The sequence below is a fragment of the methanotrophic endosymbiont of Bathymodiolus puteoserpentis (Logatchev) genome, from assembly GCF_900128525.1.
GTDB lineage: Bacteria > Pseudomonadota > Gammaproteobacteria > Methylococcales > Methylomonadaceae > Methyloprofundus.
Genome location: NZ_FQTQ01000048.1, coordinates 48,158 through 69,549, shown reverse-complemented (window position 1 = coordinate 69,549; position 21,392 = coordinate 48,158). Strand labels below are relative to the sequence as shown.

Below are 21,392 nucleotides of genomic sequence, written 5' to 3'. Positions count from 1 at the left end.
CGTGATTTTATACAAGTCACGGCTAAAAGTCTCTCTCAATACCTTTATGTTTTATTGCGATTGCGTGCATTAGCCCAAACATCCTTTTTTGGCCATTCTGTGTTTAGGTAAAGCGTTTCTACTTTTTTTCGTGCCCAAGGGGTTTTACGCAGAAATTTAAGACTAGAAGTAATACTTGGGTTGTCTGTAAAGCACTTTATTTTCACGTGCTGCCCTAACTCTTCCCAACCATACTTCTCGTATAATTGGATCATAATCTCTTTTAGTGTGAGTCCATGGAGCGGGTCTTGGTTGACGCGCTTTTTTTCTTGAACAGTCGTCATGGTGATTTTTAGCCTTAGTCTACTGCTTGTTTGATTTCAGCTTTTTTAACGCGTAGTTTGCTGCCTCCTACATTTTTACCATTAAGTCCTAGTATGGCCGCTTTAGCCTCGCCTACCTTGGGCATTTCGATAAAACCAAACCCTTTGGATAGTCCGCTTTCTTTGTTCATAACTAAGGTGCAGGACTGAATGCTGCCATAAGGCTTAAATAATGCGAGAAGCTCTGCTTCTGTTAGAGTGCGCGCGATATTACGAACGAGTAAATTCATGAGCTTGCCTTGATGAATAAGAATAAATAGTTATATTTAGCGAGTATTGTACCGCGTCTTAATAAACCTTATGTAGCTAACTCTATTTTAGCCTTGGTTAGATTATTGTTACTCTTAATGTGGATTAAGGGAAAACTACTACGCAGTGCGCGTATCTTGCGTTATGATGAAGAAAATAATTATGAAAAGAAAGAAATTTGAATAAAAATAAAGTTAAAATTATGAGCAAATCCTCAGATAATAATATCGATTTTAGTACCGTTGCCGACCCTTATGCGCAACGCGAGGCTGCTAAATACGAGCAGCCTATCCCTAGTCGAGAATTGATTTTACAGTTAATTGAGCAGCATGGTAAGCCGATAAGGCGTAAGCAGATTGCTGAGGCATTTTCATTAGAGTCTGAAGACCAGTTGGAAGCTTTGCGCCGCCGTATGCGTGCGATGGAACGTGATGGTCAAGTTTTATTTAATCGCCGGCAGCAATATTGCTTGGTTGACAAGCAAGATTTAATTGCCGGGCGTATTTTAAGTTATCCCGATGGTTTTGGTTTTTTAAAGCCTGATGATGGTGGCGAAGACTTATTTATAACCCCGCGAGAAATGAATCAAGTTTTACATAATGATCGTGTATTAGTGCGTGTTTCTGGGGTGGATAGAAAAGGCCGCAGAGAAGGCAAGATTGTTGAGGTTTTGGAGCGTAATACGCACCAGGTTGTCGGGCATTTCATGAGTGAACATGGCGTACAGTTTGTTAAACCAGACAATAAGAAAATTACGCAAAATGTTTTGATTTCTAAAGGTGGCAGTCATGGCGCTAAAAAAGGCGATATGGTAGTGGCTACCTTGACTAAACAGCCGACCTCTCGGCATCAGCCTATAGGTGAAATTACTGAAGTGCTAGGTGCGCACATGGCACCAGGCATGGAAATTGATGTCGCAATACGCACTTATGATTTGCCTTGTGAGTGGCCTGATGAGGTCTTAGAGCAAATTAAATCGCTGAAGAAAGTAGTTGCTGAAGAAGCAAAAGAAGGTCGTGTTGATTTGCGTAATATCCCATTAGTGACGATTGATGGTGAAGACGCGCGTGACTTTGATGATGCCGTTTTTTGTAGTAAAACACCGAAAGGCTGGAAGTTATTGGTTGCTATTGCTGATGTATCTCATTATGTACAGCAGGGTACAGCATTGGATCTTGAGGCGAAAAAACGTAGTACCTCAGTATATTTTCCTGAGCAAGTCATTCCAATGTTACCGGAGATTTTATCCAACGGTTTATGTTCGATTAATCCAGATGAAGATCGTTTGTGTATGGTCTGTGAGATGATTATTAATGAACAAGGGCAAGTAATGCGAACTAAGTTTTTTGATGCTGTGATGCGTTCACATGCTCGCTTAACCTATAACAAGGTTTCAGCGATGCTAGAGCATGATAATACTAAGTTAAAGAAAAAATACCAAGCCGTACTACCACATTTAGAAGAAATGTATGCTTTATATAAGGCGATGCGTGAACAGCGTGAAGTGCGAGGCGCAATGGATTTTGATACACAGGAAACGCAAATTATTTTTGGTGAAAACCGTAAAATTGAAAAAATTGTGCCTACCCAGCGAAATGATGCACATAAGTTGATTGAAGAGTTTATGATTGCAGCAAATAGTGCAGCGGCACGTTATTTGAATCGTAAAAAAATGCCGCGTTTATTGCGTATTCATGAAGGACCTTCAGAAGAAAAAATTAAGAATTTAAAAACCTTTTTGGGAGAAGTTGGTTTACATATAGGAGGAGGTGATAAGCCTACTCCAGTAGACTATATGAACTTAACGCGTACCATTAAAGGTCGACCAGATGCACATTTAATTCAGACAGTGTTATTACGTTCTATGTCGCAAGCGGTCTATAGTCCTGAGAAAAAAGGACATTTTGGTTTAGCTTTAGATGCTTATACGCATTTCACTTCGCCAATTCGTCGTTACCCTGATTTAATGGTGCATCGTGCCATTCGTCACTGTTTACAAGGTAAATCACCAGAAAGCTTTTATTGTGGTTTTCCAGAGATTGCGTTGTTGGGTGAGCACTGTTCATCTAATGAGCGACGCGCTGATGATGCTACGCGTGATGTGGTTAGTTGGTTGAAATGCGAATTTATGCAAGATAAAATTGGTGAAACTTTTCCTGGAATTATTTCTGCGGTAACAGGTTTTGGCTTATTTGTTGAATTAGCTGATTTGTATGTTGAAGGCTTGGTACATGTGACGTCTTTGGGTCAAGACTTTTTTAAGTTTGACCCACTAAGCCATCAGCTAAAAGGCGAGCGCACAGGTGTGTGTTATCGCTTGGGTGATAGTGTAAATATTGTTGTTATTGGTGTTAATTTAGATGATAAGAAAATTGACTTTGAGTTACTAGGCCAGCAAAGAAAAATAAAGGCACGGACTCCAGCAGCAGACACACTAGATAAACCAGCTAAGAAGAAAAGCAGAAAGAAACCAAAACATAAAAAGCCAAAGCATAAAGGTAAGGTAGAGAAGAAGGTACATAAATGAGTTTAGCAAAAATTTTCGGTGTACATGCTGCACAGTCAGCACTGGATTATTCGCCAGAGAAAATTAATCAGGCGTGGGTCGATCAAAAAAGACAAGATGAACGCTTGCAGGGCTTAGTAAAAGGTTTGGGGCAGCGAGGCATTAATATTCAGAAAGCGGATCGTAAGCAATTGGATAGTTTGTCTAAAGGGGCAAATCATCAAGGTATTATTTTAGAAGTAGAAATGCCAGCAATGCATTCTGAAAATGATTTAAAATCGGTAGTAGAAAGCGCTAAACAAGTACCGTTTTGGTTGATTTTAGATCATGTTCAAGACCCGCATAATTTAGGTGCCTGTTTACGTACTGCTGATGCAGCAGGTGTGCAAGGTGTCATTGTTACTAAAGATCAAGCTGTGGGCATTACGCCGACAGTCTGTAAAGTAGCCAGTGGCGCAGCAGAAACTGTCCCTGTTTACCAGGTAACGAATATTAGTCGGACGATTGCTTGGCTAAAAGAGCAAGGTGTCTGGATCGTTGGCGCGGCGGGGGAGGCCGAAAAAACGATTTATGAAACCGATGTTAATATGCCGATAGCTTTGGTGATGGGAGCTGAAGAAAAAGGTATGCGTCGTTTAACGCGCGAACAGTGTGATTTCTTGGTTAAAATTCCTATGCAGGGTAGTGTCGAAAGTTTAAATGTTTCGGTTGCTGCAGGGGTGTTGATTTATGAAGTATTTAGGCAAAGACTTGGTGCGTAAGCGATGGGTGTTCTTGATCAATTAAGAAAAGAAGCGGGCCAGAAAAAATTATCCGAACAGGAAACCGTTGATCAACAAGCGCTTCGAGCTAAGTTATATAAAACGCAAGTTTTGCCTAAGATGCAGCAGGTTTTTAAATACTTGCAAGAGTTAGTCGAGCATTTAAATTACCTTGAGGTGCCTGTACAAGTGGAAAATTACAGCGATCGCTTTCCACGCCTAGGTACGCTGATGCAAAAAGACTATCAGATTAACACGGATGGCTATGGCGGATTTTCTGATTTTGATAAATTAGTGCAAATTAATCTAACTTTTTATTGCGTTGGCAAGGGCCAGCTTGAGTATAGCGTGCAGACTAAATCAGCGATTGAGCAGGAAAATGCTTTTCTACATGCCAAGCGGGTTGCTTCAAAAATGTATAGGCTTGGCGGAGTAGGTGGTGAAGAGTCGGCTAAATTTGTGGTGACCAAGAAAATACCAGTACGTGTGCGCTTTGCAGTGGATTATGAGCGGTCACAGATTAAAGTCACAGTAAATAATCATATTGATTTTTCTACCTATGCAGAAATGTGGCAGCCAGCAGATATTGATGATGCTTTTCTGGATACTTTAGCGCGCTATTTACTGCGTAAAGATAGCGAGTTTGTTAGTCTGGATATTACTGATGAAGACAGGAATGAATTGCGTAAGAAATTACAGTCTATAAAGCATAAGGAAGAGCAAGAGAGGCTTAGAGGGGTGACTGAACAGAAAAATTCTGGATTAGAGAAAAAAGAAAAGTTGGGTGATAAGATGAAATCTTTTATTACAGGTAAAATTAATCGTTAGGCTGGTTTTTTGTTATTTTTAGTAAGTCGTATTGTTGGTGATTAAAAGCTTTGTAAAATCAGCTACTTTTTAGGAGCAGGGTTAAATCCTTAGCTAAGCTCTGCATCTGTTCGTCACTCAATAATTGCTTCGATTGAGTATTTAAAAAAAATATATCTTCTGCGCGACTGCCTATGGTGGTGATTTTTGCGCTGATAAGATTGAGTTGATGAGTGCGAAAAAAATGAGCTACTTTTGCTAGTAAGCCAGGATGGTCGGTAGTGGTTAACTCTAAAATATTATACGTATTCTGTGGATCTTGATAGAAGCGAGCTTGAGTTCGAATGGGGAAATGCGTGGCTTGACGAGAATGAATGTGCAGGTTTTTTTGTTGGGTATTGGGAGGATCACATAACTGTTGCTTTACTGTAGAGCAAATGTGTAATTCACGACGTAAATCGGAAATAGGCTCGCCAGATTGCTCTAGTACTTGGAAACTATTGAGGGTGTATAGCTCATTTTGAGTGGAGATAATTCTTGCATCAAGAATAGTTAAGCCCAAATTATCCAGTGCGGTTGTGCAGCGCGAGAAGATAAAGCCTTCTTGTTTTTGTTGGGCATAGATAAAAATTTCTGCGCTACCACGTTGGTTTTGTGGGCGCAAGAGGATGAGTGGCAAGTCTTCTTCTGAGGTGGCATTAATAGCGATAGTGTGCCAGATGGCCTCATCAGCATAGTAGCGTAGAAAATAATCTGGACTGATATGACTCCATGCTTTTTTGATGCTTTTTGCCGATAGACCTTTTGCGAGCAGTTCTTTGTGTGCTTCGGATTGCGTTTCTCTTATAGTGTCTAATTGTAGGACGGGGTTTTCTAAACCGCGTCTCAATGCATTGGCGGTGGCGCTATAAAGTTCTTTTAGTAAAGAATCTTTCCATGAAGTCCATAGTTCGGGATTAGTGGCACGAATATCAGCAACGGTGAGTAAGTATAGGTAGTTTAAGTATTCTATTTTGCCTACTCTGGTGGCAAATTCATGAATCACTTCGGGGTCGCTAATATCTTTTCGTTGCGCTGTCATCGACATAACTAGGTGGTTTTGCACCAGCCAGCAAATCAATTTTGTGTCGTGATTTGATATCTTATGATCGATACAGAACTGTCTAGCAATGACTTGGCCTAGTTCGGAGTGGTCGCCTTTTTTACCTTTGGCTATGTCATGAAATAATCCGGCCGTATATAAAATATGAGGCTTAGGGATTAAGAGAAAAATACTATTACAAAAGGGCAGTTCTTCGTTGTGTTTTTCTAAGGCAAAGCGTCGCAAATTACGGATCACAAAAAGTGTGTGTTCATCCACTGTATAAATATGGAATAGGTCATATTGCATGCGTGCGACAATATTATTAAAGCTGGGCAGGTATGCAGCGAGGATGCCATAGCGGTTCATCATGCGTAGTACGCGGTTAATCCTGCAAGGTTGGCGGAGCATATCTATAAAGAGCTGTCGAGCAAGAGGGTCTTGGCGAAAATGTTCGTCAATCAGATGTAAGTTACAGCGGATAAGGCGAATGGTGGTTGCTCTAATACCTTTAATTGAAGGGATTTTTTGTATTAATATAAAAATCTCTAGCAATGCGCGTGGATGAGCTTCAAAAATGCCAACACTTCTAGCAGCAATGTAACCGGCAATGCTATCAAATTTTTCGTTGATGACTTGAGGCTTATAAGTTTTTTCGTCGTGAGCTAGGCAATGTTCGTCAAAAAATTGCAATAAAGTTTCATTAAGTCGTTCTAGCTGCATGACTGTTTTGAAGTAGTATTGCATAAACTGCTCTACGCCTTCATTATTTTGCTGTTCGGTAAAGCCAAAAGAGGAGGCTATTTCGCGTTGGTGATCAAAAAGCAGCCGATCCTCGCAACGCCCTGTTTGTAAGTGGAGGGCAAAGCGTATTTTCCATAAGAGTTCTTGTGCGGAAAATAACTCTTCATATTCGCTTTGAGGGAGGAAATCGTATTGAGTTAATTCGCGTAGAGCGGTTGTTTTGTAATGGTGATTAAAGACCCAGCTGATAATTTGTAGGTCTCTTAACCCGCCGGGACCTTCTTTGACATTGGGCTCTAAATTATAGGCTGTACCATGAAATTTTTGGTGCCGGAGTTGCTGCTCTTCAAGTTTAGCATTATAAAACCTTTCTGAGCTCCAAGGAGTTTGCTCAGAGAGTTGCGTGTCTAGGTCACTGCTAAGGTCTTGGTTTCCAGCTAAGTGACGGGACTCCATTAGGCTGGTCATAATGGTTTGGTCGACTGTTGCTGCTTGAATACATTCTGTAGTGCTGCGTACGCTCAGCCCTAGTTTTAAGCCAGTATCCCAAAGGAAGGTGCATAGCGCACTGAGCTGTTCCTTCGCTGGTTCTGGTGTCTTGTCGTCAAACAAGATAAGAATGTCTATATCTGAATACGGAAACATCTCTTGTCGACCGTAACCGCCTACAGCAATTAAGGCAAAATGTTCCGGAGCTTGAACTATAAAACGCTTCCATATGGCATGTAGTACACCATCTATAAACAGTGATTTTCCTAGTAACAGCGGTTGAATTGGTTTTTTCGGGGAGAAGATGCTTTTTAGGTAACTATTATGCTTTTGTATCGCTTGTTTAATTTGCTGCGCGCTATTAAGGTTGTGGGGAGTTAACATTTATATTTCTTCTTGGCGTAAAGTGAGAACCTCATAGCCTGTCGGTGTTACTAGGATGGTGTGCTCCCATTGTGCTGAGAGTGAGCGGTCCTTAGTAATGGCTGTCCAGCCATCTTTAAGTACTTTCATGTGGCGTTTGCCGATATTAATCATAGGCTCGATAGTGATTATCATGCCCGCTTTTAAAGTGGCACCTTCACCTGGTTTGCCATAGTGTAAAACTTGAGGTTCTTCGTGAAATTTTTTGCCTATACCGTGACCGCAAAATTCTTGAACTACCGAGTAACGATTAGATTCAGCATGTTTTTGTATGGCATAACCTATATCGCCAAGTGTACAGCCTGGTTTTACTTGTTCAATTCCAAGCATGAGGCACTCTTGAGTAATCACGCATAGGCGCTTAGCATAGGGAGTGACTTCACCGACATAAAACATTTTGCTTGTATCGCCATGATATTCGTCTTTAATCACAGTGATGTCAATATTGATAATATCGCCTTTTTTTAGCTTTTTTTCGTTAGGGATGCCGTGACATATCGTGTAGTTGACAGAGGTGCAGATGGACTTGGGGAAGTTATGGTAATTGAGTGGTGCAGGGATGGCATTTTGCACATCAATTATATAATCATGACAAAGCTGATTTAGTTTGTTAGTGGTGACGCCGGGAACAACATAAGGCGCAATGAATTCTAAAACTTCAGCAGCGAGCTTTCCGGCAATGCGCATTTTTTTAATTTCGGCATCTGTTTTTATGGTGATTGACATGACTGTGTGCTTGCTTGTTGTGGGAATATGGGTATGTTAACAGGATTTGTTTAAAGATGAATTTTAACAGAGTATGCATTGTTGTAAAAAAGTAAATATGGTATAAAGATAAGTTCATTTACTTAATACTCACATCTATCGACACGGTTAGTTGGGTGCTGGTTCTTAATAAAACTAGTTTCTAGTCGGGATAGGTGGAGGCGTAACCCTTCCGGAATGTCCGGAATTATTTGGAGAAAAGAATGGCCGCAGTATCAATGCGTCAAATGCTAGAAGCAGGTGTTCACTTTGGACACCAAACTCGTTATTGGAACCCACAAATGGCACCTTATATTTTTGGTGCACGCAGTAAAATTCATATCATTAATTTAGAGAAAACTCTTCCTTTGTTTAATGATGCAATGAATTATGTGGGTCAGATGGCTGCAAATAAAGGTAATATTTTATTTGTTGGTACTAAAAAATCTGCCCGTAAAGCCGTTGCTGAACAAGCAATGCGTTGTGGTATGCCTTATGTAAATCACCGCTGGTTGGGTGGTATGCTAACGAACTTTAAAACGATTAAAAAATCAATCAATCGTTTAAAAGAGCTTGAAGCAATGACGGCCGATGGAACGATGCAGCAACGATTCAGCAAAAAAGAAGCGTTAGGCATGGAACGTGAAATGGGGAAATTAGAGCGTAGCTTAGGTGGTATTAAAGATATGCGTGGTATCCCTGATGCGATTTTTGTTCTTGATGTAGGCTACGAAAAAAACGCGCTTAGCGAAGCTAAAAAATTAGGTATTCCAGTTATCGGTATTGTTGATACTAATAACTCACCTAAAGATGTTGATTATATTATTCCAGGAAATGATGATTCAATTCGTGCAGTTCAGTTGTATGTTGAAACGGTTGCAACGGCGATTTTAGAAGCTAAAGCAGCGCAATTAGACATGTCAGCTAAGTCTGATGAATTTGTTGAAGAAACAGCTAGCGCAGCTGAATAAGCGCGCATGATTGTGTATGATAATTAGCAAGCATGCTAATTATTATAGGTCATTTATGGACGCCTCCATTTGGGGGCGTTTTTATAGAATTAAAGAAAATATAAAGGTAAAAAAGCATGAGTGTTACAGCTGGAATGGTAAAAGAACTACGTGAAAGAACGGGTTCAGGCATGATGGAATGTAGAAGAGCATTAATTGAAGCAGATGCTAATATGGAGCTTGCGATTGAAAATATGCGTAAAGCTGGCTTAGCAAAAGCGGATAAAAAATCAGGTCGTATTGCTGCTGAAGGGCGCATTGCTGTTGCACAAAGTGAAGATACGAAAAATGCAGTTATTATTGATGTTAACTGTGAAACTGATTTTGTTGCTAAAGGTGATGTTTTTAAAGCCTTTGCAAATGATATTGCTAAGGCAATTTTAGCGTCAGATGTTGCTACTCCTGAAGAGGCTTACGAGCTGACATTGGCAGATGGTAAAACAATTGATGAAGTACGTCGCGGATTAATTTCTAAGTTAGGCGAGAATATTACCTTAAGACGTTTCCAAAGAGTTACTACAGAAGGTGGTACTGGGTTTTACTTACACGGCGAAAAAATTGGCGTGCTGGTTAGTTTAGAAAAAGCAGATGACGAGTTGGCGAAAGATGTGGCAATGCATATTGCCGCGAGTAAGCCAGCGTGTGTTTCTGAGGCTGATGTAGCCCCTGAAGTCATTGAGAAAGAAAAAGCAATTTTTGTTGCTCAAGCAGAAGAAAGTGGTAAGCCTGCAAATATTATTGAAAAAATGATTGGCGGACGGATTAAAAAATTCTTAGCGGAAATTACCCTTGAAGGCCAAGCGTTTATTAAGGATGACAAGATGACTGTAGGTCAACTTGTTAAAGGTAAAGATAATAAAGTACTTGCTTTTACTCGTTTAGAGGTAGGTGAAGGCATTGAAAAAGCAGAAGGTGATTTTGCTTCTGAGGTTATGGCGCAAATTCGCGGTTAAGTCGGCTACGATAGGTCGATCTTCAGTGTTCTTGTGCACTGAAAGATCGATCTAAAGCAAAAGCATAAGGAATACTTTATAGTGCAGATTAATCTGTGATTTATTAAATAACACCATTTTTATCATTAACTTTAGATAGGTAGAATTTATGACTAAACTTATTTGCCAAAGAATTATGCTCAAATTAAGTGGTGAAGCGTTAATGAGCGATAAGGGTGGGAATATCGATTCAGATATCGTAAAGCGCTTAGCGACAGAAATAAAAGAACTATGTGATGTGGGCGTTCAAGTTGGTTTGGTCATAGGTGGTGGCAATATTTTACGCGGATCAGAACAAGCTGCCGAAGGCTTGAATCGTGTTACGGCGGATCAAATGGGTATGCTGGCAACGGTTATTAATGCTTTAGCTATGCAGGATTCCTTAGAATTTCTAGGTCAGCAAGTGCGTGTTATGTCGGCCTTGAAAATTAACCAAGTTTGTGAAGACTATATTAGGCGGCGTGCGGTTAGGCATTTAGAAAAAGGGCGTGTCGTTATTTTTGCCGCTGGTACAGGAAACCCTTTTTTTACGACCGATTCGGCTGCGAGTTTAAGAGCGATTGAGATTAACGCTGAACTGATGATTAAAGCAACGAAGGTTAAAGGCATTTATTCAGCAGACCCAGAAAAAGTACCAGAGGCTAAATTTTATTCACGGCTGACTTATGATGAAGCACTTGATCAGCGTTTGAATGTTATGGATACCACTGCATTAGTGCTTTGTCGAGATAATGATTTACCTATGCGCGTGATGAATATTTTTGAAACCGGCGCAGTTATGCGCTTAATGCAAGGTGAAGAGATAGGTTCACTTATAGAGCGAGGAAACTAATAATGATTAATGATATTGAGCAAGATGCAGCTAGCCGAATGGGTAAGAGCATTGAAGCTCTTAAAAAAGGTTTTACTAAAATAAGAACAGGGCGTGCACACCCTAGTTTGCTTGATCAAGTCGTTGTGTCTTATTATGGAGCAGATACCCCTTTATCGCAGGTAGCGAATGTTTCAATTGATGATTCACGCACATTGGCGGTTACGCCATGGGAAAGAGGTATGATACAAGCGATAGAGAAGGCGATTATGGCGTCTGATTTAGGCTTAAACCCAGTGACTAATGGAAATATTATTCGTGTCCCTTTGCCCATGTTGACGGAAGAGCGGCGTCGAGATTTGGTGAAAGTAGTTAAAGCAGAAGCAGAAAACGGGCGTGTTTCTATTCGTAATATTCGTCGTGATGCTAATAATGAAATTAAAGAAGCTTTAAAAGAAAAAATGATTTCTAAAGATGAAGCGCATGCTGGCGAAGAAAAAATTCAGAAAATTACTGATCAATACATAAAACAAGTAGAAAAGCTTTTAGAGGACAAAGAGGCTGATTTACTGTCTATATAATTTATAAGGCATCATTAAATGCAACCTGCATCAAGCGCAATCGACCGATCGCAATACCCTAAACATATTGCCATTATTATGGACGGTAATGGACGTTGGGCAAAAAAACGCCATTTGCCACGTGTAATGGGACACCCTGCCGGTGTTAAGGCGGTTAAGCGAGTGGTTGAATTTTGCGCACAGGAAGAAATACAGGTGTTAACTTTATTTGCATTTAGTAGTGAGAATTGGAGGCGACCCAAAGAGGAAGTCGCTAAGCTCATGGATTTGTTTATGAGTACTATGCAGAAAGAAGTTAATCGCCTAGATAAAAATAATATACGTCTGCGCTTTATTGGTGACCGCACTGAATTTTCTGATAAATTGCAGCAGAAGATGGTGGATAGTGAACGGCAGACAGAAAATAATACCGGTTTAACGCTCGTGATTGCCGCTAATTATGGTAGTCATAGAGATATGACTTTAGCTGTGCAAAATATAGCGAGAAAAGTACAGGAAGGCACTTTAGTTCCTGATGATATAGATGAGACTCTCATTGCCAGCGGTCTTTCTATTTCTGACCTTCCAGAGCCTGATTTGTTTATTAGAACAGGTGGAGAGCAGCGCATCAGTAACTTCCTTTTATGGCAGCTCGCCTATACAGAACTTTATTTCACCTCTAAGCTATGGCCTGACTTTAATGCAGCAACCATGCAAGAAGCAATAGACGATTTTCTTACGCGAGAACGACGTTTTGGTCGTACTAGTGAGCAAGTACAAAAACTGTCTAAAGGAACTTAAATGCATTCCTGCGCCTTTTTATAACCTTCTTAAAAATAATAAAAAAAATGTTACTACAAAGAGTTATTACCGCTTTAGTTTTAGCCCCCTTGGTGGTGTTGGCTATTTTTAAATTACCGCATCTTTACTTTGCTATCATTTGGGGTGTTGTGCTATTGATTGCTGCATGGGAGTGGGCAAATTTAGCAGAAGTAAAAACAGTATTAGGTAAATGCTTATTCTTGGTTGCTATGCTAATACCTATGGTGTTATTGCAGTTTTGGACACAGTTATTAGAAGCGCTGGCACAGTTAAGTAACTGGCCAGAAATACGGACTTATTCAGGGCTCATTGAAGCGCTTGTTGTTCCCGCTGTCGTATTTTGGATTTATGTCATGTTTAAAATTCGGCGAGCTGGTGCTGATTTACTAGATATTAAAATGGGCGTTGGTAAAAAATTATGGATCGGTGGTTTTGTTTTGGTTTCAGCCTGGTTGTTTTTGTCGCGCTTAATCGTGCTTGAAGAACCAGCAATGACCCTGTTTTTATTTATTTTAATTTGGTCAGCTGATATCGGTGCTTATTTTGCTGGTAAAAAATTTGGTAAAACAAAATTGGCCATTGAAATTAGTCCAGGAAAAACACTTGAAGGCTTATATGGTGCATTGCTTGCATCAGTCGTTGTTGGTTTAGTGTTCACTTTGTACTTTAACTTTTCGGCAATGAGTATTGGCGACTTTTTAATGCTCTCTGTGATTACTGTCCTTGTTTCTGTTTATGGTGATTTATTTTTTAGTGCAGCGAAGCGTATTCGTGGGGTTAAAGATAGCGGTATGATTTTACCTGGGCATGGTGGTTTGTTAGATCGCCTCGATAGCGTGATTGCAGCGATTCCTGTATTTTATGCAGGTGTCTGGTTTATTAGATGGATGTATTCATGAAAAGCATATGTATTCTAGGCGCAACAGGTTCTATAGGTGTTAGTACTTTAGATGTCGTTAAGCGACACAGTGATTTATATCGTGTTGTTGCATTAACAGCTAATACCAATATTGATGTTTTATATGCGCAATGTTTAGAATTTAAACCTGAATATGCAGTTGTTGTTAATGCGCAAAAAGGAGCTGAATTCAAAGCGAAATTAGTGGGGACTGTGATTGCTGATATGACCGTTTTGATCGGCTCAGAAGCATTGGTTACTGTTGCTACTTTGGGTCATGTTGATTCAGTTATGGCGGCTATTGTTGGTGCTGCTGGCTTATTATCTGCATTAGCAGCCGCTCAAGCAGGTAAAACCGTTTTATTAGCAAATAAAGAATCATTAGTTATGTCTGGTGATATTTTTATGCAAGCGATAAAAGATTCGGGTGCAGTTTTATTGCCTATTGATAGTGAGCATAATGCAATTTTTCAATGCATGCCGGCTAGCTATACGGCTGGACATGATGCACCTTCAGCGCGTCGTATTTTATTGACAGCTTCGGGTGGTCCCTTTAGAACAACCCCAATTGATGAGTTAGATAAGGTCACTGTTGCTCAGGCAGTAGCGCACCCTAAATGGGATATGGGGAGAAAAATCTCAGTTGATTCTGCAACTATGATGAATAAAGGTCTGGAGTTAATTGAGGCCTGTTTGTTATTTAATATGCAGCCAGAACAAATTCAAGTCGTTATTCACCCTCAAAGCATTATTCACTCAATGGTGGATTATGTTGATGGGAGTGTTTTGGCACAAATGGGTAATCCAGATATGCGCATACCTATTGCTCATGCAATGGCTTGGCCTGATCGTTTTGATTCTGGTGTTGCTCCTTTAGATATATTTTCTGTTAAACAGATGGATTTTGAAGTAGCTGATTTACATAGGTTCCCATGCTTACGTTTGGCGATAGAGGCTATTACTGCTGGCGGTATTATGCCGACGGTATTAAATGCTGCTAATGAGATAGCTGTTGAAGCTTTCTTAAGCGAGAATATACGCTTTATTGATATTCCAATGGTTATTGAGCAAAGTATGGCTAAATTTACAGCGACGAAGGCTGATACCCTGGAACATATTCTAGCGGCAGATCAGCAAGCGCGAGAGCAAGCGCAGCAAGTTATTCGTGGTTTAATTGCCTAATGGAAACCTTACATAGCCTATTTTATTTTATTGTTGCGATTGGTTTATTAGTTGCGATTCATGAGTTCGGACATTTTTGGGTTGCGCGAAAAACAGGGGTCAAAGTACTGCGCTTTTCTATAGGTTTTGGTAAAGTCATTTGGAAATACCAAAAAGACAGCTCAACGACGGAATATGTACTTTCAGCTATTCCGTTGGGTGGTTATGTCAAAATGGTTGATGAGCGCGAAGGGGATGTTGCCCCTGAAGATTTACCGTATGCTTTTAGCCGCAAACCCTTATGGGCGCGTTCCGCTATTGTTGCTGCCGGACCTATCTTCAATTTGGTTTTAGCTGTATTACTGTATTGGCTCGTTTTTATGATGGGTGAAACTGGTATGCGTCCCGTTGTTGGTACGGTTGCACCTACGACACTCGCGGCCCAAGCAGGTTTTGTTGAAGGTGAAGAGATAGTTTCGGTTAATGGTATTAAAACACCGACTTGGCGTGAAACGATGGAAACTCTATTTGCTTCAGCGATGGATGCAGAAGAGGGTCTGCCTATACAAGTAAAAACTCAAGATGGAATATTATTAACCCATATTTTGGTTATTCCTTTGGCAATCAGTCAAAAGCCTGAACTTTTATTTAAAGAATTGGGTTTGAAGGCATGGCAGCCGACGATACCTGCCGTAGTAGGCAAAGTTATAGATAATAGTGTTGCACAACATGCAGGGTTGCAAACTGGCGACTTGATTTTAAGTGTTGATGGTCATGAAGTTAAAGACTGGTTGGAATGGGTGGCTTATGTGCAAAAGCATCCAGGGCAGGTTATGTCGATAGTCGTTGAGCGAGATGGTTTAGTTGTTGCGCTGAATTTAGCACCTGAAAGTGTTATTGAAAATGAAAAAATAATCGGCAAAATAGGCGTTGGGGTACAAGTACCGCCTGGCTTGTTGGACTCCATGATGGTTACGTATTCTTTATCCCCCCTTGATGCACTTAATGCTGCAGTTAAACGAACTTGGTATTATTCAGGTGCGACTTTAAAAATGATGGGCTATATGTTTGTTGGCAAAGCGTCGGTAGATAATTTAAGTGGTCCGATTAGTATTGCTCAATATGCGGGGAAATCTGCTGAAATGGGATTGGTGTCTTTTCTGAAGTTTTTAGCCATCGTTAGTGTTAGTTTAGGTGTTTTAAACTTGTTGCCTATTCCTGTTTTAGATGGTGGACACTTATTAATGTTTGCTATTGAAGCAATTAAAGGTAGTCCCGTTGCGGAAAATGTACAATTAGTTTTTCAGCAAATAGGCATGGCAGCTTTATTAGGCTTAATGATTCTCGCGGTGTTTCTGGATATAGGCCGCTTATTTTAAATTACCCCCATATACTCTCGATTATCTTAAAGGATTATTATGAATAACTTAAAACAAGTTTTGATTGCTGTATTGTTAATTGGATTATTTGTCGCTCCAACGGCTTATGCTGACAAAGAAGCATTAAAAAAAATACTAGCAGAAACCATGCCTTCAATTACTGTCGATGATATTTCTGACTCAGAAATAAAAGGTCTATATGAGGTAATGGTTGGTGCAGATGTTCTTTATGTTTCAGAAGATGGCAAATATCTGATTCAAGGGCATATGTTTGATTTAGTTGCTAAAAAAGATTTGACAGAAGGTAAATTAGCTAAAGCAAGAGCGGCACTGATTAATGGTGTAGCAAAAGATCAAATGATTATCTTTAAGGCGCCAAAGCAAAAGTATACGATTACTATTTTTACCGATATAGACTGTGGCTATTGTCGTAAATTACATTCTGAAATAGATCAATATTTGGCTGAAGGTATTACTGTACAGTACTTATTTTACCCAAGGGCAGGTAAAGATTCTGAGTCTTACAAGAAAGCTGTCTCTGTCTGGTGTGCTGATGATAGAAATGCTGCTTTAACGGCGGCTAAGTCAAGCTCAAATCCTCCGCCAGTGAAAATGTGCAAAAATCCTGTTGATAAACACATGGCTTTAGGTGAAGCATTAGGTGTGCGTGGCACCCCGATGATGGTAACTGCAAAAGGTACGATTTTTCCTGGTTATATGCCAGCTAAGCGATTAGCCGCAGCATTAGCCCAAGATAAATAAAAGCGTATAATAATAACAATTTTAATTAAATGAGGAGTCATAATATGGCTGATAACTGGATTGCACCTTCTATTCTTTCTGCTGATTTCGCTAGATTAGGTGAGGAAGTGGATAATGTTTTAGCCTCTGGTGCTGACATTGTGCATTTTGATGTAATGGATAATCACTTTGTACCTAACTTAACGATTGGGCCATTGGTTTGTGATGCGCTTAGAAAACATGGCGTGACTGCGCCAATTGATGTGCATTTAATGATTGAGCCTGTGGATCGTATTATTCCTGACTTTGCAAAAGCAGGTGCAAGTATGATTACTTTTCACCCAGAAGCATCAACTCATATAGATCGTTCATTACAAATGGTGCGTGATTTAGGTTGTAAATCTGGCTTAGTATTTAACCCAAGCACACCCTTACATTTTCTTGATTATGTGATGGATAAAGTTGATATTATTTTATTAATGTCAGTAAACCCTGGCTTCGGTGGCCAATCTTTTATTCCTGGCACATTAGATAAATTGCGTGAAGCAAGAAAAAGAATTGATGACAGTGGTTATGATATACGCCTAGAAATTGACGGTGGTGTTAAAGTAGATAATATCCGTGAAATAAAAGCCGCAGGTGCTGATATGTTTGTTGCTGGGTCTGCTATCTTTAGCCAACCCGATTATAAAAAAGTGATAGACGAAATGCGTGCAGAATTAGCCAAAGCTTAATTTTACTTGTTGATTGAGTTAGCGGTTTTAGCTCAATCACGGTACGGCTTCAATCATTTAGGAAGATAAGATATGACACAAGACGAAAGTAAACGTAAAGCCGCAGAAGCAGCCCTACCTTATATTAAAGATATTGCTATTTTAGGTGTAGGCACAGGTTCAACGGTGAATCATTTTATTGACTGCCTAGCTGACTTTGACTTAACTAAAGATATTAAAGGCGCAGTATCAAGCTCTATTGCTACCACTGAGAGACTGAAAAAAATCGGTATTCCAGTCATGGAATTAAGCGAGTCAGGAAACTTAGATGTTTATGTCGATGGCGCAGATGAAACTAACGCATTAAAGCAGTTAATTAAAGGGGGCGGTGGTGCTTTAACGCGCGAGAAAATTATTGCAGGTGCAAGTAAGAAATTTGTTTGTATTGTTGATGAAAGCAAAACGGTTAAAGTACTAGGTAAATTTCCTTTACCTATTGAGGTTATCCCGATGGCTCGTAGCTTTGTTGCACGTGAGATTGTTAAGTTAGGTGGCCAGCCTATTTGGCGTGAAAACTATGTAACCGATAATGGTTGTGAAATCATTGATGTACATAATATGGAAATTTCTGAGCCATTAGCATTGGAACGCTTAGTTAATAATATTCCTGGTGTTGTCACTGTGGGTATTTTTGGTTTACGACCGGCTGATGTCGTGTTGGTTGCCAAAGCATCGGGCGTAGAAACGCTGTAATTGTTGCGTTAATAGTTGTTTTTGTGGGCGAGGCTTTAGCCGCGACTTGTATAAAATCGGGATTAAAGCCCCCGCCCACAATTTATTATTTTTTAGTTCCTTTCCCGTAGAGCCTCTGTCACCGCCTGCAAGTCCTGCATAATCCACGTCGGTGCAAAATCAATATTTTGTAAATCTTCACGTTTTGACGTTCCCGTTAAAACCATTAAACTACGCATCCCTGTGCGTACCGCACCCAAAATATCCGTATCTAAACGATCACCAATTGCAATAGTGTTTTCTGGCGTAGAGCCTAATAAAGCGAGTGCTTGTTGGTACATAATCGGTTCAGGCTTGCCGATAACCGTCGGTGTGCGTCCTGTCGCTGCATGTAGTGCGGCGAGAATTGCTCCATTACCTTGCACTAAGCCTCGCTCAGTCGGTAGTGTTGTATCTGCATTGGTGGCAATAAATTCTGCGCCTGCTTGTAAATTCAGCGTTGCAGTAGACAGTTTATCCCAAGTAATCGTTTCATCTTTGCCACAAACGACAATATCCGCGCCTTGATTAGGTGTTTCTGGACTATTTAATTGGTAAATACCGGTTAGAGTAAACCCTTGCTCTAATAGTGGCTGGCTCGCCCCTTGTTCTCCTAACACGAAAATATGCGTATTCGCTGGGTCTTTATGTTGAGCAAGATACAAGGCGGTAGCCATGCCCGAGGTCAGTATTTCTTCCTGTTTAATGCTAACGCCCATACGCGCTAATTTTTTAACATATTGCTCAGCGGTATGACTGGCATTATTGGTTGCTAGAATAAAAGGCATATCTTGCTCACGTAATAGCTGAAAGAAATCGCTTAAGCCTGCAATAGCCTGCTCACCGTGCCATAATACGCCATCCATATCGACAATCAGCGCATTAATATTAGTCAAAGGTATGTTCATGAGAGTAAATGTATTGAGTCAGAAAAAGAGTAGTAAGGGTGTTAGTCTATTAGTCAGCTTAACGCTGCTTGTTATTGTTTTAAGTATAACAGGCTGTAGCGTAAAACAACCAGGTCAAGTAGCGATTGCTTCCGCGCATCCCTTAGCAACACAAGCAGGATTTGAAATTTTAAATAAGGGCGGCAATGTTTATGATGCGGCGGTAGCGGTAAGCGCTGCTTTAGCCGTGGTCGAGCCTTCAGGATCTGGCTTGGGGGGTGGTGGATTCTGGTTATTGCATAGAGAAAGTGATGGCCTAGATATTATGTTGGATGGGCGTGAAAAAGCACCCTTAGCGGCAGATAAAAATATGTTTCTGGATGCGCAAGGTAACGCGGTTACAGGTCTATCGTTAAATAGTGCTTTAGCTGCCGGCATTCCTGGAATGCCGGCTGGTTTAGTGTATTTATCTAAAAACTATGGAAAATTGAGTCTAGCTGAAAGTTTACAGCCCGCTATTCGTTATGCAGAGCAAGGCTTTAATATTGGCAAGCGGCATCAGAAGCTTTTAGGCTTTCGTAAAACGATTTTAAATAAAGACGCTGAAACGGCCGCTATTTTTTTACAACAAGGTAAAATCCCTGCGAAAGGCAGCTTATTGGTACAAACTGATTTAGCCGGCACTTTAAAGCAGTTAGCCGATAAAGGACATGCTGGATTTTATGCGGGGACTATTGCTGATAAATTGGTATCTGCCGTACAAAAAGGAGGTGGTATTTGGTCGTTAGCAGACTTGCAAAAGTATCAAGTCGTCGAACGCGAACCGGTTACGGGGAGTTATAAAGGTACAAAAATCACCAGTGCTGCTTTACCGTCATCGGGTGGTATCGTTTTAATAGAAGCTTTAAATATATTGGAAAATATCGATTTAGACTCAGTTGATAGCATAACGCGTAAACATTTAATTGTTGAAGCATTACGCCGCGCTTATCATGATCGCGCTTTATATTTAGGTGATACAGATTTTATTGATGTGCCTGTGAAGCGCTTGCTGAATAAAGATTATGCGCAAGGTTTAGCCAGTACACTGCGTGCAGATAAGGCTTTGCCTAGTGATTATTTAACAGGACAAACAGAAGAGCAGCTTGGCGGGCGCAATACCACTCATTTTTCGATTATTGATGCTGAAGGTAATCGAGTTTCAGCAACGTTAAGTGTTAACTTTCCGTTTGGTGCAGGTTTAGTGGCATCAGGAACTGGTGTGCTATTAAATAATGAAATGGATGATTTTGCCAGCGCTAAGAATTCGGCTAATGGCTATGGCTTGGTCGGTGGAGCTGCCAATGCTATTGCCCCAGAAAAACGCATGTTATCCAGTATGACACCGACTTTTTTAGAGGATAATAAACGCATAGCCGTTTTAGGTACACCGGGCGGTAGTCGTATTATTTCTATGGTGCTATTAGCGGCACTGGATTTTGCTGCAGGTAATGACCCTAAATCATGGGTACATGTTAAACGCTTTCATCATCAATATATTCCTGATCAGATTTTATATGAGAAAAATGGCTTAACTGACGATGAAGTACAAGGGTTGCAAGCCCTAGGCCATCAACTAATACAGACATATAATTATGGGAATATGCAGGCTGTGCAATTAGATAAAGAGAATAAAGAGTTATTTGCAGCTAGTGATCCACGCGGCGAGGGCTTTGCCAGTGTGCAAACGGTTGATTAATAAAGCTCAGCTTGATGTTTACACGACGACATCGGTATCTAGTTTTTATCACCGGCACGCGCATTACTTAAGCTTATTAGATGCTAATGAACTAGCCGTTATTGAAAGGTTTAAATTTCCCCAAGTAAGAGATAATTATATTGTTGCCCATGGTTTGTTAAGGGAAACATTGGCGAACTATATTAACGAATTCGCAGGACAATTAAAATTTTTGCAAACAGAATTTGGTAAGCCATTTTTAGCCGATTACCCTGAGTTAAGTTTTAATATGTCGCATTCAGGTAATAGCCTAGCGATAGCCGTCGCGCAGCAATGCCAACTAGGTATTGATATTGAATATTATAAGCCACGCGCTACTTGGGCGGGATTGGTCAAGAAATGTTTTGCTCTTGAGGAAGCCGATTACTGGCATAGTTTAGATAAGGCAGAGCAGGGGCGTGCTTTTTATCAATTTTGGGTAAGAAAAGAAGCCTTTGTTAAAGCAGATGGCAAAGGCATTACTCTGGGTTTAAATCAGTGTGTGATTAATCCTGTTGATTTAAATGGTTTTTTACGTGTGCCAGAGAGTTGTGGTTCTGCTGATCTATGGCGTATTGATGCGATTTCTTTATCAGAAGAAGTTATGGCGGCTGTCGTTTGTGATCAGCAAGATATTACGTTACGGTTTTTAGACTTTAATCAGGTAGAGCAGCTGAGTTTTATTGCTTCTAAATTGGCGGACTAAATATCGGCCTATAAAATTA

The 21,392-nt window shown here is 40.3% G+C and carries 21 protein-coding genes; 16 read left to right on the top strand and 5 right to left on the bottom strand.

Features of this window, described 5'->3' with window-relative positions; all coding sequences use genetic code 11:
* Nucleotides 1–44 precede the first annotated feature (44 nt).
* Both BQ7314_RS02860 and BQ7314_RS02855 read right to left on the bottom strand, forming a co-directional pair.
* Nucleotides 45–323, bottom strand: coding sequence for a VF530 family protein (locus tag BQ7314_RS02860; protein ID WP_174482199.1), 279 nt, complete (start codon nucleotides 321–323; stop codon nucleotides 45–47).
* 14 nt (nucleotides 324–337) lie between these two features.
* A complete protein-coding gene (locus tag BQ7314_RS02855) occupies nucleotides 338–592 on the bottom strand; it encodes an RNA recognition motif domain-containing protein (RefSeq protein ID WP_174482198.1) in 255 nt (84 codons plus the stop codon).
* Between the two features lie 221 nt (nucleotides 593–813).
* On the opposite strand from BQ7314_RS02855, the gene rnr reads away from it, so the two are divergent.
* From rnr to BQ7314_RS02840, 3 genes are read left to right on the top strand one after another with little or no spacing between them, the layout of a single operon-like run.
* Nucleotides 814–3,138: a ribonuclease R gene (rnr, locus tag BQ7314_RS02850; protein ID WP_174482197.1), complete on the top strand. Its 2,325-nt coding sequence runs from the start codon at nucleotides 814–816 to the stop codon at nucleotides 3,136–3,138.
* The gene (gene rlmB / locus BQ7314_RS02845) at nucleotides 3,135–3,878 is read left to right on the top strand and encodes a 23S rRNA (guanosine(2251)-2'-O)-methyltransferase RlmB (RefSeq protein WP_174482196.1); all 744 of its coding nucleotides are present in this window, start codon (nucleotides 3,135–3,137) and stop codon (nucleotides 3,876–3,878) included. Before rnr ends, rlmB begins: the two co-directional genes overlap by 4 nt.
* A gap of 3 nt (nucleotides 3,879–3,881) precedes the next feature.
* Nucleotides 3,882–4,706: a hypothetical protein gene (locus BQ7314_RS02840; RefSeq protein WP_174482195.1), complete on the top strand. Its 825-nt coding sequence runs from the start codon at nucleotides 3,882–3,884 to the stop codon at nucleotides 4,704–4,706.
* A gap of 58 nt (nucleotides 4,707–4,764) precedes the next feature.
* On the opposite strand, the gene glnD is transcribed toward BQ7314_RS02840, so the two are convergent.
* The gene (glnD, locus tag BQ7314_RS02835; protein WP_174482194.1) at nucleotides 4,765–7,383 is read right to left on the bottom strand and encodes a [protein-PII] uridylyltransferase; all 2,619 of its coding nucleotides are present in this window, start codon (nucleotides 7,381–7,383) and stop codon (nucleotides 4,765–4,767) included.
* On the bottom strand, nucleotides 7,384–8,148 hold the full coding sequence (map, locus tag BQ7314_RS02830; RefSeq protein WP_174482193.1) for a type I methionyl aminopeptidase: 765 nt from the start codon (nucleotides 8,146–8,148) through the stop codon (nucleotides 7,384–7,386).
* A 242-nt stretch (nucleotides 8,149–8,390) separates the two neighbouring features.
* Between map and rpsB the strand changes: the two genes are divergently transcribed.
* From rpsB to rpiA, 11 genes are all read left to right on the top strand, one after another.
* Entirely contained in the window at nucleotides 8,391–9,137 is a 747-nt protein-coding gene (gene rpsB / locus BQ7314_RS02825; protein WP_174482192.1) for a 30S ribosomal protein S2, read from the top strand.
* 116 nt (nucleotides 9,138–9,253) lie between these two features.
* Nucleotides 9,254–10,129: a translation elongation factor Ts gene (gene tsf / locus BQ7314_RS02820; protein WP_174482191.1), complete on the top strand. Its 876-nt coding sequence runs from the start codon at nucleotides 9,254–9,256 to the stop codon at nucleotides 10,127–10,129.
* Between the two features lie 148 nt (nucleotides 10,130–10,277).
* On the top strand, nucleotides 10,278–11,000 hold the full coding sequence (gene pyrH, locus BQ7314_RS02815; protein WP_174482190.1) for a UMP kinase: 723 nt from the start codon (nucleotides 10,278–10,280) through the stop codon (nucleotides 10,998–11,000).
* 2 nt (nucleotides 11,001–11,002) lie between these two features.
* Nucleotides 11,003–11,560 carry a ribosome recycling factor gene (gene frr, locus BQ7314_RS02810; protein ID WP_174482189.1) on the top strand — a complete coding sequence of 186 codons (558 nt, stop codon included), beginning with the start codon at nucleotides 11,003–11,005 and terminating at the stop codon, nucleotides 11,558–11,560.
* Nucleotides 11,561–11,578: 18 nt separating this feature from the next.
* Complete coding sequence (locus BQ7314_RS02805) at nucleotides 11,579–12,340, top strand: undecaprenyl pyrophosphate synthase (protein ID WP_174482188.1); 762 nt, start codon at nucleotides 11,579–11,581, stop codon at nucleotides 12,338–12,340.
* Nucleotides 12,341–12,387: 47 nt separating this feature from the next.
* Nucleotides 12,388–13,260: a phosphatidate cytidylyltransferase gene (locus BQ7314_RS02800; protein WP_174482187.1), complete on the top strand. Its 873-nt coding sequence runs from the start codon at nucleotides 12,388–12,390 to the stop codon at nucleotides 13,258–13,260.
* Nucleotides 13,257–14,441 (top strand): 1-deoxy-D-xylulose-5-phosphate reductoisomerase, encoded by a 1,185-nt coding sequence (gene ispC / locus BQ7314_RS02795; protein ID WP_174482186.1) that lies wholly within the window; start codon nucleotides 13,257–13,259, stop codon nucleotides 14,439–14,441. Before BQ7314_RS02800 ends, ispC begins: the two co-directional genes overlap by 4 nt.
* Nucleotides 14,441–15,799 (top strand): RIP metalloprotease RseP, encoded by a 1,359-nt coding sequence (gene rseP, locus BQ7314_RS02790; protein WP_174482185.1) that lies wholly within the window; start codon nucleotides 14,441–14,443, stop codon nucleotides 15,797–15,799. The genes ispC and rseP overlap by 1 nt, the downstream gene beginning before the upstream one ends.
* Nucleotides 15,800–15,838: 39 nt before the next feature.
* On the top strand, nucleotides 15,839–16,561 hold the full coding sequence (locus BQ7314_RS02785; RefSeq protein ID WP_174482184.1) for a DsbC family protein: 723 nt from the start codon (nucleotides 15,839–15,841) through the stop codon (nucleotides 16,559–16,561).
* A gap of 44 nt (nucleotides 16,562–16,605) precedes the next feature.
* Nucleotides 16,606–17,274 (top strand): ribulose-phosphate 3-epimerase, encoded by a 669-nt coding sequence (gene rpe / locus BQ7314_RS02780; RefSeq protein ID WP_174482183.1) that lies wholly within the window; start codon nucleotides 16,606–16,608, stop codon nucleotides 17,272–17,274.
* A gap of 72 nt (nucleotides 17,275–17,346) precedes the next feature.
* Nucleotides 17,347–18,006, top strand: coding sequence for a ribose-5-phosphate isomerase RpiA (rpiA, locus tag BQ7314_RS02775; RefSeq protein WP_174482182.1), 660 nt, complete (start codon nucleotides 17,347–17,349; stop codon nucleotides 18,004–18,006).
* 92 nt (nucleotides 18,007–18,098) lie between these two features.
* Here rpiA and BQ7314_RS02770 read toward each other — a convergent pair whose 3' ends face one another.
* The gene (locus tag BQ7314_RS02770) at nucleotides 18,099–18,932 is read right to left on the bottom strand and encodes an HAD-IIA family hydrolase (RefSeq protein ID WP_174482181.1); all 834 of its coding nucleotides are present in this window, start codon (nucleotides 18,930–18,932) and stop codon (nucleotides 18,099–18,101) included.
* Here BQ7314_RS02770 and ggt point away from each other — a divergent pair.
* Nucleotides 18,931–20,649, top strand: coding sequence for a gamma-glutamyltransferase (gene ggt / locus BQ7314_RS02765; protein WP_174482180.1), 1,719 nt, complete (start codon nucleotides 18,931–18,933; stop codon nucleotides 20,647–20,649). The two genes, BQ7314_RS02770 and ggt, sit on opposite strands and share 2 nt — an antisense overlap.
* Nucleotides 20,642–21,373, top strand: coding sequence for a 4'-phosphopantetheinyl transferase family protein (locus BQ7314_RS02760; protein ID WP_174482179.1), 732 nt, complete (start codon nucleotides 20,642–20,644; stop codon nucleotides 21,371–21,373). Before ggt ends, BQ7314_RS02760 begins: the two co-directional genes overlap by 8 nt.
* Nucleotides 21,374–21,392: the final 19 nt, after the last annotated feature.